We start from the raw sequence: 15,793 nt of genomic DNA on the forward strand, positions 1-15,793 counted from the left end.
AAGGCTACCTTGGCCGGCAACTGGAGAACGAACTGCACCTCGTCTTCCAATGCGTTGGCGTGGAAGTAACTGAGGAAGTACTCGCTTTGACGGAACTGGTCAGAAGCGATCTCCTCCAGGCGTTACAGCCCACTGGGCAGGCCTTCCTGACAGGCCTGGTAGAAGGGGTCGAGCAAGTATAGGCCGTCCAGGCAGGAAAGCATGGACGGCGTTCCCCACCGGGAGCCGGCGTCGTACTCCTCCAGCGGCTTGGGCACTCCCTCGCCGGGGTACAAGGCAGCCAGCGCATTGTCGAAGGGCAACCACTGGTGCAGCAGCAGGATCAGCAACCTCCAGAAATGATCTATGCCATGACGCTACACCACAACAATAATCGACACGCTTACAGGAGCATTGATTGGCGTCACAGCTGTTCAAGGAGATGTTGTCTAGGCTGGACAATACGGCAGCGGCCGATATTTCCCACCCAGCTTGGGAGTTGATCATGATGGAGCCCATCGCCGTGGTACAGATCTGGCAATACCTTTTTGGCGGACTAAAGGCGGTATTGCACTGATCATGCTGGCCATATTTGGCCTGTTTTATGTGGCTCGTGCACTATGGCCACCTGTCACAGGCACTACAGTTATTTAATTTTGTTGCTCTGTCCGCTGACGCAACTCTTCGGGCACAACCATGGCGGGTATTCTCACCAGAAGGGTGAAAACTCGTCCAAACCGGACAACAAAGGGAACTACTTCATGCACACCGAATCGTGCCAGCATGACCATGACCATGACCATGACCACTCGCACCCGTATGAGCAACCGGATGGTAGTCAGCGCGATTTGGTATGCGGTATGACGGTGCCACCGGATAGTCGCTACTTCGAGCTATACGAGGGAAGGACATACCGCTTCTGCAGTGAAAAGTGCCTGACGAAATTCCGCGCAGCGCCTGTGCATTATCTTAGCCCTCCCCAGGACCAAGAACACGCGGGCCATCTCCACTCGGCTGCCCCGCAGCCAAGCAACGCGGCGGACGCCGAATACACTTGCCCGATGCATCCCCAAATCCGCCAGCGTGGGCCGGGCAGTTGCCCAATCTGTGGCATGGCCCTAGAGCCGGTAATACCGGAGCTTGAGGAAGACGAGAACCCGGAACTCAAGGACTTCTCCCGCCGCTTCTGGTGGACCTTGCCCCTGACGGTCATCGTGACCGTGTTGGCCATGACTGCCCACCAACTCCAATTGCTGCATGGTGCCACACAGAATTGGGTGGAGTTGATTCTGGCCACTCCCGTGACACTATGGGCTGGCTGGCCGTTTTTCGTGCGTGGGGTCGCATCGATTCGTAATCGCAGCCCGAATATGTGGACCCTGATAGGTTTGGGAACGGCTGCGGCGTACCTATACAGCGTTGCGGCCACAGTGTTCCCGCAGGTTTTCCCGACGACTTTCATGCAGGATGGCCGCATCGGTGTCTACTTCGAAGCGGCTGCAGTCATCATCTCATTAACGTTGCTCGGCCAAATGCTCGAGCTCAAGGCGCGCTCACAAACCTCCGCCGCCATCAAGTCGCTCCTGGGTCTTGCCCCCAAGACGGCCCGTCGCATCGGGGCCGATGGTCAGGAGGAAGATATTCCGCTCACCCACGTGCATACGGGCGACCACCTGCGCGTTCGCCCTGGCGAGAAGGTGCCGGTCGACGGGGTGGTCCTGGAAGGCGAAAGTGCTATCGATGAATCCATGCTGACAGGCGAGCCCGTGCCAGTGATGAAGAAAGCTGGGGATGCACTCATCGGTGCCACGCTGAATACCCACGGCAGCCTTGTGATGGCGGCGCAGAAGGTCGGCGCCGAGACAGTGCTCTCGCAAATCGTGCAGATGGTCGCGCGGGCTCAGCGCTCGAAAGCCCCGATGCAGCGGATGGCGGACACCGTGGCCGGCTATTTCGTCATGGGGGTGATTCTGGTCGCGCTGGTCACGCTCTTCGGCTGGGGGCTTTTCGGACCGGAGCCTGGCTGGGTCTTCGGCCTGATCAATGCGGTCGCGGTCCTGATCATTGCCTGCCCCTGCGCGCTCGGCCTAGCCACTCCCATGTCGATCATGGTCGCTACCGGGAAGGCTGCCAGCAGTGGCGTGCTCTTCCGAGACGCCAGTGCTATCGAGAACCTCTGCAAGATCGACACGCTGATCGTCGACAAGACCGGGACCCTCACCGAGGGCCGGCCAGTGTTTCATAGCGTGGTCGGTACCGGGCAGTTCATGCCACCCGAAGTCTTGCGCCTTGCCGCCAGCCTGGACCAAGGCAGCGAGCATCCGCTGGCACATGCGATTGTCGATCATGCGCGAGCGCATGGACACAGCTTGTCCAAGCCAGAGGCGTTTGAGTCGGGCTCTGGGATCGGTGTACGTGGCCAGGTGAACGGCAAACGGCTGCAGCTTGGCAACACGACCTTGATGGAAGAGGCTGGCCTCGACACCAGTCCGTTGCGAGACCGCGCCGAGCAGCTGCGTCTGGAAGGCATGAGTATCATGTACTTGGCCGTCGATGGCGTGCTCGCTGGCCTGCTAGCGGTGTCCGATCCGGTCAAACCCACCTCCAAGGAGGCGGTAACCCGGCTACAGGCAGAAGATGTGAAGGTCATCATGGCCACCGGCGACGGCCTGACTACGGCACGTGCGGTCGCGAAACAACTCGGCATCGAGGAAGTCCACGGAGAAGTGAAACCCGAGGACAAGGAGCAACTGGTGGCGCTCCTGCAGGGCGATAAGCGCCGGGTTGCCATGGCAGGAGATGGGATCAACGATGCCCCTGCGCTCGCCCGGGCTGATGTCGGGATCGCCATGGGAACTGGCACCGATGTTGCCATGAACAGCTCCCAGTTGACGCTGGTCAAGGGCGACCTGATGGGCATCCTGCGGGCCAGAACACTATCCGTGGCCACGGTGAAGAACATGCGTCAAAACTTGGGCTTCGCATTCTTCTACAACGCTATGGGCATACCGCTGGCGGCAGGTTTGTTCTACCCGCTTACCGGCCATCTATTGTCACCGATGATTGCGGCATTGGCCATGAGCGTAAGTTCGGCTTCCGTGGTATTCAACGCACTGCGGCTGAAGCGCGTAGTCACAGACTGAAATGGGCACACCGCAACCTATGAGAGGAAGTTCCGCCATCAGCGTTTCAACGCCTGATCCATATGACTGACTGTCTAGGGCTTTGGCCTTAGCGGGTATGTCCGCGAGTTCGGCGCCAATCTGGTCCTGATGGAGGACATCGGGCAACTGCGACGTCCGCCATCTTCTGCCAAGATCGTAAGGGACAATTGTGATGCAGCAGGGGCCGCCGCCAGAGGAGTTGGACAAGATTTCAGGGCGAAGATAAATCCTTTGACCGGGCCTTGACCTTGTCATCGTGTCAAGGTTGAAGCTGTAAATGCGGCGAGAAAAGCCGTACCAGCATGAGAGGCCCGCTATGTTCGTTTTGGAAGTTTCCGGTATGGGATGTGGCAGTTGTGTCAACAAGATCACCAAGGCCATCCAGGCTGCCGATGGCGACGCGAAGGTGATCGTTGATCGTGCTGCCGGTACAGTGAGTGTCCAAAGCAACATCGAGGCGGAACGCGTCGGTGCACTGGTCCAGGCGCTTGGTTACCCAACCAAAGTCAGTCGCTAAGTCTCGTTACCGCTCAGATGGCAAGCCGCCGTGCCATGTTTCATGGCGCGGTTTCTTCATATACAGCCTGATGTCGACTGACTCCGGGTCGGGATAGCCAGCAATACTCCCCAAGAAATGGACGGCCTTCGATCACCCAGTGCCGAGTCAAGCTGTGGACGTTGACGCTGATCAAGAAAATGCTTCGCGATTGGTGTTTATCTTGAGTAAATGTATAGGCCAGCCTGGCTCACATACCCCGGCCCCTCGTTGGAGCTCATTCACAATGATGACTGCCAAGCGGTTTAGTTCTATGGCCTTGGGGATATTCCTGCTCATCCCTCTGGGGCTGGTCATGGCAAACCCTACGGGTAACGTCTACACGGCCAATGAACGGTCCGCTTCCATTAGCCAGGTAAATCTTGCGACAGGTGATGTGAGCACGGTCGCCTTGCCGATCGCACCCCACAACCTACAGGTTTCGCCCGACGGCAGCTTGCTTCTGGTTGTTGGAGTGGCTGGACATGCGGGGCATTCGAGCGGTGAAAAGCCCGGTGGGCAGTTGCTGGTGTTCAGTACCAGCGCGCTGGACAGGCCACCGTTCAGCTTCCCGGCAGGCGATCACCCGGCTCATGTGGTCACCGACGTCACCGGGCTGCGAGCTTTTGTGACCGATTCCGCTGCCAACCAGGTGCGAGTATTTGACCTTGAGCAGCGAATCGAGTTGCCCGGTATTCCAACTGGGCGTTATCCCCATGGGCTGCGCTTGAGCCCTGATGGCCGGACACTCTATATCGCGAACATGAAGAGCGACAGCGTATCGCTTATCGATGTCGTCACACTCAAAGAAACCGCGCAGATTCCCGTGGGCAAAGGCCCTGTCCAGGTCGGCTTTGCCCCTGACGGTCGCCTGGCATTCGTCTCGCTCAGTGCGACAAATCAGCTTGGCATCATCGACACGGCCAGACGCAAGGTGATCAGCAAGGTTGATGTCGGCCGCACGCCAATCCAGATGATGGCCACCGTTGACGGTCGCCAGGTCTATGTCGCGAATCAGGGCAGTGGCCAGAATCCGGACGACCGAGTCTCCATCGTAGATCTCCAGACGCGTAGCAGCCTGGGCACCGTGACCACCGGCAAGGGTGCCCATGGTGTGGCCATCAGCAGCGACGGCGCTTATGTGTTTGTCAGCAATATTGAAGCGGGCACCGTATCTGTCATCGATACGAGCAGCCGAAAGGTCGTTGCTACCCATAAGGTTGGCGCCGGGCCAAACGGGATCAGCTTCGAGCCGCCGAGTGCCCAATAATAGCCCGTCGGTGTACAACCCGAGCACGACGCGAAAAATGAGCATTCACGCCGGCGCAGTAATTTGCTTGTCGTGCCAGGTGAGGCCTAGCGCCCAGACCAAGGCATCCGGCTTTAAAACAGTGCTAAGGAGATGATGATGAACAACGTTCGAAATTTACTGATCGGACTTTGTTTGGCCGCAGCGTCCGTGGGCGCCATGGCGCAAAACACCGATGAACACTCGACACATCACCCGGCCGATGCGCCAAGCGCGGCGGCTACCGAGAAGACGCCTTCTCAGCCAATGGACAAAGGGCAAATGGCGGCGATGGACCAGCAAATGAAGGCCATGCAAGCCATGCACGAAAAGATGGCTGCAGCCAAAACGCCGGAAGCCCGTCAGGCGTTGATGGCCGAGCATATGGCGCTGATGAAAAATGGCATGGCCATGATGAAGTCCATGGAGGGTGGCATGCCTGAAATGGGGGGCATGCATGGCGGCATGGGCGGGGATATGGCCGCCCGCCACCAGATGATGGAAAAGCGCATGGACATGATGGAGTCGATGATGCAGATGATGATGGACCGCATGCCATCTGCTGCATCGAAGTAACCCATCTCCTTTCCCAGGAGTCGCTATGAACCCTCACTTCGATGAAAACGGCTCACCACACAGTTTCTGGCGTTCACGCTATGCAATCGGCCTGGTGGTAATCGGTGGGATCGCCGTCTACTTCCTGCTCACCGAGCACCTTGCCCATGTCGTTGGAGCCCTGCCTTATCTGTTGTTGCTCGCCTGTCCGCTGATGCATGTCTTCATGCATCGAGGACATGGGGGACACCATCACCAGGGCCAGAGCAAACCGGCCCCCTCCGATAAGGCTGATATCCATAAGCCGGGAGATCCATCATGAATCATGGTGAAAGCGCGTATGGCCTCTGGTCGCTGGTTTTCATCAACTCCGCGATCTTCATCATGTTTGCCTTCAGTTTCTTCAAGCCGGCAACGGCGAGAGACTGGAGGAGCTTCGGTGCATTCTCGGCCTTCATCGTTGCCCTGTTTGTGGAAATGTATGGCTTCCCCCTGACGATCTATCTGTTGTCAGGCTGGTTGCAGGCCAGGTTCCCCAACCTCGATCTGCTTTCCCACGAATCCGGCCATCTGTGGTCGACGTTGCTCGGTGACCAGGGCAACCCACACTTCAGTGTTTTGCACATTGCCAGTTACCTATTCCTGGGTTTCGGCTTCTATTTGCTTTCTGCCGCCTGGAACGTGCTATATCACGCGCAACGCCGCCGTTCACTTGCAACGGTCGGGCCCTATGGCTGGATCAGACATCCGCAGTACGTGGCATTTGTGCTGATTCTTCTGGGCTTTCTCCTTCAGTGGCCGACGCTGCTGACGCTGGCAATGTTCCCGGTGTTGCTGGTGATGTACGGGCGTTTGGCGGTTTCCGAAGAGCGGGAAATGCACAAGCAGTTTGGCGCTGCCTACGAAGCTTATACCCGCGTTACGCCTAGGTTCGTTCCGCACCTGCGCGAAAGGTTGGGTGGGGGTCATAGAGGCTGAAGCGTAGGACGAAGGAGCTACATGCCAGGAGGGTTTCAGCGGCAGTGTTTCTAGCGGGAATAGGGTATCCAAAGTCTGTTTGCTCGGATAACACTCTGAGTTGTCGCGGGTTTTCTTGTCGACAAGCTCGGTGGAATCCTTGTTGGCGTTCGGATAACTCAGGCAGTTGGATGACTTTGCGATGCCCTGTCCGCTTTCGACCCATATAGATCGTGATGCACGAAGATCTCTGCTCAAACGTCAGCTACTACTCTGATCTGAATGCATCCCGGCTACAGAGCGCAAAGACCAACTAGCGTCCCGAGGCACAGAGCTGAAGGCGGCGCGGTCAGGAATTGCGGCAGCACTTTTTCCAAAGTTTGGCTAAATGACCCTGCCTATCAGCTCTAATAGGCAGGGTTAGAAGTCAATCCGTCACTGCTTGCGAATGCCTACGATCGTCGCTGTGCCCCCATTCATTCGGAAATCGAAGCTGACCTTGTCGCCTACCTTGAGTCCCTTGAGTTGCTGCTCGGTAGCGCTGAAGCCCATGGTCATTGCCGGCCATTTCAGGGCTGATACTGGTCCATGCGCCAAGGTAACTTTACCTGGTTCCAAAGCTTTGATGGTTCCCTCAGCCGATGCAGTCGGAGCCGCCTGGCTGCCTTGGGTCTCGTTGCCTTCCATGGGCATATTCTTCATATCCGTGCCATACATGTCTTGGGCCTGCACCGCCGCCGCAACGGCGAACACCAGGCCAGCGCTGATCAGTAGCTTCTTCATCGGGTTACTCCTGTTTGGGGGTTATCGTGTACAGCGAGTCCGCGGCGCCTGACGAGCCAGTAAGCCGCAGGGATTACAAATAGTGAGAGCAAAGGCGCGGTGAGCATGCCGCCGACCATGGGTACAGCGATCCGGCTCATGACTTCGCTGCCGGTACCGCTACTCCAGAGGATTGGCATCAAGCCTGCGACGATCACTGCTACGGTCATGGCTTTGGGGCGGATGCGCTGCACGGCCCCTTCGCGGATAGCATCCAGAAGCGCAGGTTGCCCCTGCGTACCGTTGCCGTTTCGTTCAGTCCAGGCATTGTTGAGGTAGATCAGCATGATGACTCCAAACTCTGCTGCGACCCCAGCCAAGGCGATAAAACCGACACCCGTGGCCACTGACAGGTTGTAGCCCATCATGTACAGCAGCCATACGCCGCCGGTTAGCGCAAATGGCAAGGTAGCCATGATCAGCAGCGCTTCACCGAGGCGGCCAAACGTGAGGTAGAGAAGGACGAAAATAATGGCCAGCGTCGCCGGTACTACCCATGCTAAGCGCGCATTGGCGCGCTCCAGGTATTCGAACTGCCCGGAATAGCTCAAGCTTATGCCAGGATCGAGCTTCACCTGCTGATCGACTAGCCGGCGCAGGTCGGCAACGACGGAGGACAGGTCCCGTCTCCGCACGTCGATATACACCCAGCCCGAGGGGCGCGCGTTTTCACTCTTGAGCATGGGTGGACCGTCCGCAATACGCACCCGTGCCACGGTTCCCAGTGTGATTCGCCCCCCTTGGCTGGTGTAAATCGGTAGCTGCCGCAGGGCATCAACAGAGTCACGCCACTCCCGTGGGTACCGAACACTGATGGGATATCGCGCCAGGCCTTCTACGGTTTCGCCGATGTTTTCGCCCCCAACGGCGCCGGCAACAATCGCTTGGACATCAGCAATGTTCAGGCCGTAACGCGCTGCGAATTGGCGGTCGATATCCAGATCGATGTAGCGTCCACCGGTTAATCGCTCGGCGAGGGCGGAAGTCACCCCTGGAACCGTTTTGGCCACCTTCTCGATAGCCAGAGTCACCCGGTCGATCTCATTCAAATTGCTGCCGGCAACCTTTACGCCGATCGGGCTTTTGATACCGGTTGCGAGCATGTCGATACGGTTTCGAATCGGTGGGATCCAGATATTGGTTAGCCCAGGTACCTGCACGGTACGGTCCAGCTCTTCGATCAGCTTCTCAGTGGTCATCCCTGCTCGCCACTGATCCTTCGGTTTAAGTCGGACAGTCGTCTCGAACATCTCCAGCGGGGCCGGGTCGGTCGCTGATTCAGCCCGGCCCGCTTTACCGAAGACACTGGCGACCTCCGGTACCGTTCGGATCAGCCGGTCCGTACGTTGCAAAAGCTCAGAGGCTTTCTGCGCCGAAAGACCTGGCAGGGCAGTCGGCATGTACAGCAAATCGCCTTCATCCAGTGGCGGCAAGAATTCGCCGCCGAGCTGGCTCAGGGGCCAGACACTGCTGAGCAAAATCAACAGTGCACCCGCCAACGTGAGCTTTGGCCGGCGTAGAACGATCTCCAATGCTGGGCGATAGAGCCGTATCAGGGTTCGATTGAGTGGGTTGCGCTCTTCTGCCGGTAAACGACCCCGAATCCAGTACCCCATCAGCACGGGTACCAGGGTAACCGAAAGGCCCGCTGCTGCTGCCATTGCATAAGTCTTGGTGAATGCGAGGGGCGCAAACAGCCTTCCCTCCTGAGCCTGCAAGGTGAATACCGGTATGAAGGACAGCGTAATGATCATGAGGCTGAAGAACAGCGCAGGCCCGACCTCGACTGCTGCCTCAGTCATCACTTTCCAATGATCTTCGCCACGCAACGACTTTCCAGGGTGCCACGTATGCCAAGCCTCAACCCGTTTGTGCGCGTTCTCAATCATCACCACAGCGGCGTCCACCATCGCACCGATTGCAATGGCTATGCCCCCAAGCGACATGATGTTGGCGTTGATGCCCTGGTGGCGCATGACGATCAGGGCAATGAGGACACCAACCGGAAGCGAGACGATGGCGACCAACGATGAGCGCAGATGCCAAAGAAATGCAGCGCACACCAGTGCGACCACGATGAACTCTTCAATCAGCTTCTGGCTCAGATTTTCCACAGCACGATCGATCAACTGGCTACGGTCGTAGGTAGTGACCAGCTCGACCCCGGCAGGCAGGCTTTTTTCCAGCGATTCAAGCTTGGATTTGACGTGAGCGATGGCATCTTTCGCATTCTTGCCACTGCGCAGAATTACTACGCCGCCCACCGCTTCGCCCTGTCCATCAAGCTCGCCGATGCCGCGACGTGCCTCAGGGCCCAGCTGTACAGTGGCTACATCGCCCAGTGTTACGGGTATACCCTTCGCAGCCAGGCGCAGGGGAATGGCTCGGAAATCATCGAGTGACTTCAGATAGCCGGAAGCCCTTACCATGAACTCAGCTTCGCCTTGTTCGAGCACGCCGCCACCGGTTTCCTGATTGGCCTTGGCGATGGCGTCCGAAACCTCAACTTGAGTGATTCCCAAGCTGGCCATGCGCAGCGGATCGAGCACTACCTGGTACTGCTTGACCATCCCGCCTATCGTCGCCACTTCGGCAACGTCCGGAAGAGTTTTCAACTCGAAGCGCAGGAACCAGTCCTGAAGGCTGCGCAGCTGTGCCAGGTCATGGGTACCACTGCGGTCCACCAGCGCATACTGGTAGATCCAGCCTACACCAGTGGCATCGGGTCCGAGCACTGGCTTAGCGGACGCCGGTAATCGAGACTGAACCTGGCTTAGGTATTCGAGCACCCTGGACCGCGCCCAATAGAGATCTGTGCCGTCCTCAAACAACACATATACGAAGCTGTCTCCAAATGCTGAAAAGCCCCGCACTGTCTTGGCTCCGGGTACGGAAAGCATTGTGGTGGTCAGGGGATATGTCACCTGATTTTCCACGATCTGCGGTGCCTGCCCTGGGTAGGAGGTGCGGATAATCACCTGCACATCTGACAGGTCAGGCAACGCGTCGATCGGCAAACTGCGCAGAGAGAAAACGCCCCAAGCTACGGCAAACAGTGTTGCCAGCAGGACCAGGACGCGGTTGCCAACCGACCAACGAATCAGGTTCGCGATCATGGCTGGTTCTCCTGCTGGGTTATTTGCTCGATGACCATGCCTTCATCGCGCTCGCGCACTCCAAACCGGATGCGTTCGCCAACCTTGAGTCCGGCAATCAAGCGGGGATCTGCCACAGGGAAAGTCATCGTCATACCAGGCATGCCCAGCGTCACGAACGGTCCATGAGCGATGGTCAGCTGATTACCTTCTATTTGAACGATGCGCCCATTGGCCTGATGTAGAGCCGGCTGTACAGGTTGCGCAAGTGGAGCATCGCCAGCAGTAACGGCCTCGATACCTTTCAAGCTCGCTTCGGAGTCCAGCAGAAACTGCCCGGACGCCACAACGCGCTGGCCCGCCTGAAGGCCTCGCAGCACGACCACCTGGCCAGCACTTTCCTGGCCGAGCACTACTTCCACCGGCCGGAATCGACCTCCGTCTTCTGACACCATTACGAGATCGCGTTTCCCCGTCCGAATGATCGCCTCGGCTGGCACCAGTAGGCTGTCATCCTGTTGCCCGGACGGATGGAGGGAAACCTGCGCGGTCATGCCTGGGCGCAACCGGCCGCCGGGGTTGGGCAGTTCTATACGAAGCCGCAAGGTGCGGCTTTGCAGATCCGCATCAGCCAGCAATGCGGTCAGCTTGCCGGGAACAGGTTCGCCTGGGAACGCTGCCAGATTCGCCTGCACTGCCTGTCCTTCCTGTAGGCCTTGGGCTTGCGCTTCAGGTACTGCGGCCTCAAGCCAGACGTTCGCGATACCATTGATCTTCGCCAACGTTGCACCCGGTGTCATTGTCATGCCTGGCCGCAATTCCAGAGCCTGAAGGACGCCTGCTGTTGGGGCCAAGAGCGTTACCGAATTCTGGACCCTTCCCGTACGGTCAATCCGGTTGATAAGATCGGCAGGCATACCCGCCAGCAGTAGTCGTTGCCGAGCTGCAGCGCGCAATTCATTGTCCCCAGATCGCTGAAGCGCCAGGTACTCTTCCTGCAAGCCCGCCCATTCAGGCGTCAACACATCTGCCAATGGGGCGCCCTTGGCAACCACGTCGCCTGTAGCGCGGCCATAGGTGCGTTCGACGTAGCCACCGGTACGAGCCTGCAGAACGCTAAAATCCCGCTCATCGAAGGTAAGCACGCCGCTCACCTGGAGGGTTCGAGCAAGCTGCCCTTTCGCTACGGTAGCCAGACGGACCCCCAGGTTTTGTTGGAGCCCCTGTGAAACTTGAACTGCGGGGCTCACCTCAGCAGCGGTGCTTTCCTGGTACTTCGGCACCAGTGGCATGTCCATGAAGGGCGACTTGCCCGGTGCTGGAAAGTGCTGCTGGGGGTACATCGGGTCATACCAATACAGCACCTTCTGTAGCGTTTCAGGGGAGGCAGTGGACACCTGCCCACGCTTTGCTAGCTGATAGCCAACGCCACCGCCGATAGCCAACGCGGCCAATACCACAAGGCTGATAGTTGAATTTCTCATGCGCGCACCTCTCCATACGCGAAGTGCAGCCGTGCAGCTGTCGCGGCCAACTGTCCTTGCAGATCGATGTCTTGCAGTCGTGTTTCAACCCGCTGACGTCGAGCGGTGAGAACCTCACTTAAGGGTGATTTACCGGCTCGATAGTCAGCAAGGGCGAGGCGGACTCGATCCTCCGCTAGCGGTAACAATGTTTCACGGCTGCGCTGCACTGCTCGCTGCAATCGCTGGTAATCCGCAAGATCTGTCTCCAGCTGCGCTTTATGCTCACGCAATGCCGCTTCCTGTTCGTCCTCCAGTTGCCGGACTTGTGCGCGACGTGCCGCGATCATCGGGTCCTGCCGTGAGCCAGCGAACAAGGGCAGTTGGAAACTTACCTGCAGGCTCACCATATTGCTGAATTCAGGCCCGCGCCGCTGGTAATCCACCTGCCACCCCCAGTCCGACTTCTTTTCTGCCAAGGCTTGGTGCACTTGAGCTTGTGCTTCCCGCGTAAGGGCGTTGTAGGTCGCCAATTCTGGATGTGCATGTATAGCGTGTAGATAGTCCGGCGCGCTCACTGGCCAGCGCGGAAATGCTTGAGCTTGCGGATCAGCATCCTCTCCAATCCATCGCTTGAGTGCAGCCCGTGCCTGAGCGGCCTGTGTGAGCAGAACATCTTTTTGCTCATCGAGTTGCGCAGCTTCCTGGTCAGGAGCAAGTGCGTCGGCCGTCGCGCCGGTACCGCCGGCCAGGCGTGCGCGGATTGCTGCGGCCAACAGACGGTTTTCTTTGTAGAAGTCCTCAAACTGCTGCAGTTTCCGTTGAACGGTGTACGCCGCGACCCAAGCTTGGGCTGTGGCAGCACGCACTTTTAAGCGCTCGAACACCGCCTCTGCATCGGCTCGCTCAACGCTCGCTCGTGCCGTCTCAACTCGTGCCTCCCGCTTGTCCCGGTTTGGTACTTCCTGGGAGAGGCCGACAACCTGCATCGTCATGAAATCGCGGTTCATGCTCCAACGATCACTGCCGTCAACAGGAAGGTTCTGCACTCCTAGGTTGAGACGTGGATCAGGCAGCTCGCCTGCTGGGATCACAGCGTGTCGAGCGGCCGTCATTTGCTCTTGCCTGGCCTGGAGGATGGGGGCATTGCGTTCGGCAAGTTGAAGCGCTTCCTCCAGAGACAACGGTGTAGCCTGAGCCGGTAACGTCGACAACAGGCTGATCAGAGCGGCCAGACATGCCATCCCTAATCGGTAACGTGGGGGAGTCATGGAAATGATTCCTCAAAAAATCAGCGCGCAAGCGCATGCCATCATCCGGCTGCAAAACAGGACGATGGGGTGAATTTAAGAGGTAATCAGGCGCGGGGTGGCCGCCAAGGGTCAGGAGGCGCCCTGTTTACGAGGCTCACCGCATAGGTATCTACTGGCCTAGGCGCAGAATAGGTGAGCGTGGGGTTAATTATTTCGACCTGAACTGTGCTCGCGGTTCTACACTCCTGGCCCACTTTGCAGGCTTTGGAGTGGTCGGCAGCTGATCCTGGATCAGTATCCTGGCAACAATCGTGATCCATCCCCGCCATCATCTCCATCCCCATGGTTTGCATGGGGCATGGTTCAATGGCTGAGTCGACTCCCGCCATGCCGTTGAGAGGAAGCGATGCGATTAGAAGCAGGATGGTGAACAGTCGTAGGAGCCGGTTCATGATGGCCGAGTATAGGTTACACGCATGAAATGAGCATTAAGCCGTTTGAGGCTTGGAAGTGGATTGTTTGGCGTGCGGCAGAGCGATGTGAAAACTCGTCACGCCGTCAGCGGAGGTACACCAAATTCGCCCACCATGAGCCTCGATGATCGAACGCGTTATGGCCAGACCCAAGCCGGCGTTGCTTGGGCTTCCTTCCCGCCTTGCAGGGTCAGCGCGATAGAACCGGTCGAAGATTTTGTTGATATGTTCCGGATCAATCGTGGCCCCATTGTTCTGGACGGACAGGTTCACTTGATCAGCCGCCTCGACAATCCGGACGGCGATATCGTGGCCTTCGGGGGTATAGCGCAAAGCGTTGGATAGAATGTTGGAAACCGCCCGGTCAATCATTAGCCGGTCACCACGGATCGTACCTTCGCCTTGAAGGGCAAGCCGAATGCTTCGGTCTTCGGCTGCAAGCTGGTAGTACTCAATCAGTCTGGACACTAGCCCGACCAGATCGATATCAACCTGCTCGGGGATGATCAAGCCGTTATCAGCTTTTGCCAGGAACAGCATGTCATCGATCATGCGCGACATGCGCTTGAGGTCTTCAAGATTGGAGTAGAGGTTGTCTTCGTAGGCATCGAGGTCGCGTTTTTTGGTCAGAACGACTTCGGTATGCGTCAGAAGATTACTTACCGGAGTCCGCAGCTCATGTGCGATGTCGGCTGAGAAGTTTGATAGCCGGACGAACGCGTCTTCCAGGCGTGCAAGCATTCCGTTGAAGGAGAGGATCAGCTCCTGCAATTCAAGCGGCACGGGCTCCAATGGAATTCGCTCGCGAAGGGACCGGGCAGACATGGATGTCGCCACCTTGGTGATCTGCCCAACCGGCCGAAGACCGCTCTTGGCCACGATCCACCCCAATCCTGCACTAACCAGAGCGCTGATGACCAAGCCAATGCCGAACCACCATTGCAGCGTCTTGAAAAAGTGGGCATGGCTGGTGACATCCAGCATCAACATGACTGTTACCGGCGCCTGCGCCTGCGCTATAGCCAGTTGAGAGGTAATCCCCCGGAAGTTCCGCGAGTCGATTTGCCAGTCCCAAACGGCGCCAGAAGAGGCCTGCTTAAAGCGCTCAGGGATGCGGGATGCCTTGGAGTCCGAGAACAGGACAGTACCGTCAGCATCAAGAATCTCCGCAGAAAGGTCCTGATGAGCCCCCAACAAAGCACGCAGTTGAGGCTCCTGATCCTCAAGTTCATCACGTGCTGCTGAAAGTGAAAGGATGTGCCGGGTGGATTCGAGTTTCTCGGCCAGGGCTTGCTCATCCAGCATCTGGAAATGGTGCTGACTGAGCATGTAGAAGCTCACGCCGGCAACGACCAATACGGCGATGACCGCGAACATGAACATGAGGGTAAGGCGTTTAACGAGCGACGATTGGGCGCGCATTACTCGGGAACATCCATCAGATAGCCCATGCCACGAACTGTATGTATGAGCTTGGGGGCGAAATCGTCATCAATCTTGGCCCGCAACCTACGAACAGCAACCTCGATCACGTTAGTGTCGCTGTCGAAGTTCATATCCCACACCTGCGATGCGATCAGGGACTTCGGCAGTACCTCGCCGCGTCGGCGCATGAGTAGTTCCAGTAAGGAGAACTCCTTGGCTGTGAGGTCGATCCGCTTGCCATTTCGGGTGGCCCGGCGCTTAAGCAGGTCTACCTCCAGGTCAGCCATCTTCATAGTGGTCTGAGCATAGCCACTGCTGCCTCTTCGCAGCAAAGTGCGCACACGCGCTAGCAGTTCCGAGAATGCAAAGGGTTTGACCAGGTAATCGTCAGCCCCGAGTTCTAACCCTTTCACGCGATCGTCCACGCCATCACGGGCCGTCAAAAACAAGACTGGGACCTCTTTCCCTGCCGCACGTACCATCCGCAGCACCTCCCAGCCGTCTAGCCCCGGCATCATTACATCAAGAATCAGCAGGTCATACGCCTCGCTCAAAGCGTATTGCAGCGCGTCGGTCCCTGTGACCACACGATCGACGGTAAAGCCTGCCTCCGTCAGCCCTTGCTGCAGGTAGGCCCCGATTTTTGGCTCATCTTCGGCTACGAGTAATTTCATCTGCTGCGCCCCCTTGGATGCCCTTCAGTGTGCAGCAAAAAAGGCACCCAACCAGAAGCTGACGGAAAAGTAATGTCGGGCTCAGCTTGCTGACAGTGCCGGGTAGCTAG

General features: G+C 57.8%; 13 protein-coding genes and 1 pseudogene. 7 read left to right on the plus strand and 7 right to left on the minus strand.

The window, feature by feature from the left end:
• Positions 1 to 14: 14 nt before the first annotated feature.
• Positions 15 to 350: pseudogene (locus tag CQW31_RS31355) on the minus strand (helix-turn-helix transcriptional regulator); the annotation flags it as partial.
• 47 nt (positions 351 to 397) lie between these two features.
• Between CQW31_RS31355 and CQW31_RS31360 the strand changes: the two are divergent.
• From CQW31_RS31360 to CQW31_RS19625, 7 genes are all read left to right on the plus strand, one after another.
• Positions 398 to 556: a hypothetical protein gene (locus CQW31_RS31360; RefSeq protein WP_011953098.1), complete on the plus strand. Its 159-nt coding sequence runs from the start codon at positions 398 to 400 to the stop codon at positions 554 to 556.
• Positions 557 to 599: 43 nt separating this feature from the next.
• Entirely contained in the window at positions 600 to 3,122 is a 2,523-nt protein-coding gene (locus CQW31_RS19600) for a heavy metal translocating P-type ATPase (RefSeq protein ID WP_137108948.1), read from the plus strand.
• A 337-nt stretch (positions 3,123 to 3,459) separates the two neighbouring features.
• Complete coding sequence (locus tag CQW31_RS19605; protein ID WP_004575963.1) at positions 3,460 to 3,660, plus strand: heavy-metal-associated domain-containing protein; 201 nt, start codon at positions 3,460 to 3,462, stop codon at positions 3,658 to 3,660.
• A gap of 265 nt (positions 3,661 to 3,925) precedes the next feature.
• Positions 3,926 to 4,948, plus strand: coding sequence for a cytochrome D1 domain-containing protein (locus CQW31_RS19610; RefSeq protein ID WP_047932759.1), 1,023 nt, complete (start codon positions 3,926 to 3,928; stop codon positions 4,946 to 4,948).
• Positions 4,949 to 5,086: 138 nt separating this feature from the next.
• Positions 5,087 to 5,542 (plus strand): hypothetical protein, encoded by a 456-nt coding sequence (locus CQW31_RS19615; RefSeq protein ID WP_011953095.1) that lies wholly within the window; start codon positions 5,087 to 5,089, stop codon positions 5,540 to 5,542.
• A gap of 25 nt (positions 5,543 to 5,567) precedes the next feature.
• Positions 5,568 to 5,843, plus strand: a complete 276-nt coding sequence (locus CQW31_RS19620) for a DUF2933 domain-containing protein (protein ID WP_011953094.1) — start codon at positions 5,568 to 5,570, stop codon at positions 5,841 to 5,843.
• Positions 5,840 to 6,499 (plus strand): isoprenylcysteine carboxylmethyltransferase family protein, encoded by a 660-nt coding sequence (locus tag CQW31_RS19625; RefSeq protein ID WP_011953093.1) that lies wholly within the window; start codon positions 5,840 to 5,842, stop codon positions 6,497 to 6,499. The genes CQW31_RS19620 and CQW31_RS19625 overlap by 4 nt, the downstream gene beginning before the upstream one ends.
• A 414-nt stretch (positions 6,500 to 6,913) precedes the next feature.
• Here CQW31_RS19625 and CQW31_RS19635 read toward each other — a convergent pair whose 3' ends face one another.
• From CQW31_RS19635 to CQW31_RS19665, 6 genes are all read right to left on the minus strand, one after another.
• A complete protein-coding gene (locus CQW31_RS19635) occupies positions 6,914 to 7,261 on the minus strand; it encodes a copper-binding protein (RefSeq protein ID WP_011953092.1) in 348 nt (115 codons plus the stop codon).
• On the minus strand, positions 7,258 to 10,416 hold the full coding sequence (locus CQW31_RS19640; protein WP_011953091.1) for an efflux RND transporter permease subunit: 3,159 nt from the start codon (positions 10,414 to 10,416) through the stop codon (positions 7,258 to 7,260). The genes CQW31_RS19635 and CQW31_RS19640 overlap by 4 nt, the downstream gene beginning before the upstream one ends.
• A complete protein-coding gene (locus CQW31_RS19645) occupies positions 10,413 to 11,879 on the minus strand; it encodes an efflux RND transporter periplasmic adaptor subunit (RefSeq protein ID WP_011953090.1) in 1,467 nt (488 codons plus the stop codon). The genes CQW31_RS19640 and CQW31_RS19645 overlap by 4 nt, the downstream gene beginning before the upstream one ends.
• A complete protein-coding gene (locus CQW31_RS19650; protein ID WP_011953089.1) occupies positions 11,876 to 13,129 on the minus strand; it encodes a TolC family protein in 1,254 nt (417 codons plus the stop codon). Before CQW31_RS19650 ends, CQW31_RS19645 begins: the two co-directional genes overlap by 4 nt.
• A gap of 470 nt (positions 13,130 to 13,599) precedes the next feature.
• Positions 13,600 to 15,006, minus strand: a complete 1,407-nt coding sequence (locus tag CQW31_RS19660) for a heavy metal sensor histidine kinase (protein ID WP_011953087.1) — start codon at positions 15,004 to 15,006, stop codon at positions 13,600 to 13,602.
• Positions 15,006 to 15,683 carry a heavy metal response regulator transcription factor gene (locus CQW31_RS19665; RefSeq protein WP_011953086.1) on the minus strand — a complete coding sequence of 226 codons (678 nt, stop codon included), beginning with the start codon at positions 15,681 to 15,683 and terminating at the stop codon, positions 15,006 to 15,008. Before CQW31_RS19665 ends, CQW31_RS19660 begins: the two co-directional genes overlap by 1 nt.
• Positions 15,684 to 15,793 lie beyond the last annotated feature (110 nt).

This window comes from Pseudomonas sp. 382 (assembly GCF_002759075.1).
GTDB lineage: Bacteria > Pseudomonadota > Gammaproteobacteria > Pseudomonadales > Pseudomonadaceae > Aquipseudomonas > Aquipseudomonas vlassakiae.

Excerpts from the sequence above, each read along its gene's own strand:
- CQW31_RS19600 (WP_137108948.1), top strand. The coding sequence starts at position 600 with ATGGCCACCTGTCACAGGCACTACAGTTATTTAATTTTGTTGCTCTGT.
- CQW31_RS19605 (WP_004575963.1), top strand. The coding sequence starts at position 3,460 with ATGTTCGTTTTGGAAGTTTCCGGTATGGGATGTGGCAGTTGTGTCAAC.
- CQW31_RS19610 (WP_047932759.1), top strand. The coding sequence starts at position 3,926 with ATGATGACTGCCAAGCGGTTTAGTTCTATGGCCTTGGGGATATTCCTG.
- CQW31_RS19615 (WP_011953095.1), top strand. The coding sequence starts at position 5,087 with ATGAACAACGTTCGAAATTTACTGATCGGACTTTGTTTGGCCGCAGCG.
- CQW31_RS19620 (WP_011953094.1), top strand. The coding sequence starts at position 5,568 with ATGAACCCTCACTTCGATGAAAACGGCTCACCACACAGTTTCTGGCGT.
- CQW31_RS19625 (WP_011953093.1), top strand. The coding sequence starts at position 5,840 with ATGAATCATGGTGAAAGCGCGTATGGCCTCTGGTCGCTGGTTTTCATC.
- CQW31_RS19635 (WP_011953092.1), bottom strand. The coding sequence starts at position 7,261 with ATGAAGAAGCTACTGATCAGCGCTGGCCTGGTGTTCGCCGTTGCGGCG.
- CQW31_RS19640 (WP_011953091.1), bottom strand. The coding sequence starts at position 10,416 with ATGATCGCGAACCTGATTCGTTGGTCGGTTGGCAACCGCGTCCTGGTC.
- CQW31_RS19645 (WP_011953090.1), bottom strand. The coding sequence starts at position 11,879 with ATGAGAAATTCAACTATCAGCCTTGTGGTATTGGCCGCGTTGGCTATC.
- CQW31_RS19650 (WP_011953089.1), bottom strand. The coding sequence starts at position 13,129 with ATGACTCCCCCACGTTACCGATTAGGGATGGCATGTCTGGCCGCTCTG.
- CQW31_RS19660 (WP_011953087.1), bottom strand. The coding sequence starts at position 15,006 with ATGCGCGCCCAATCGTCGCTCGTTAAACGCCTTACCCTCATGTTCATG.
- CQW31_RS19665 (WP_011953086.1), bottom strand. The coding sequence starts at position 15,683 with ATGAAATTACTCGTAGCCGAAGATGAGCCAAAAATCGGGGCCTACCTG.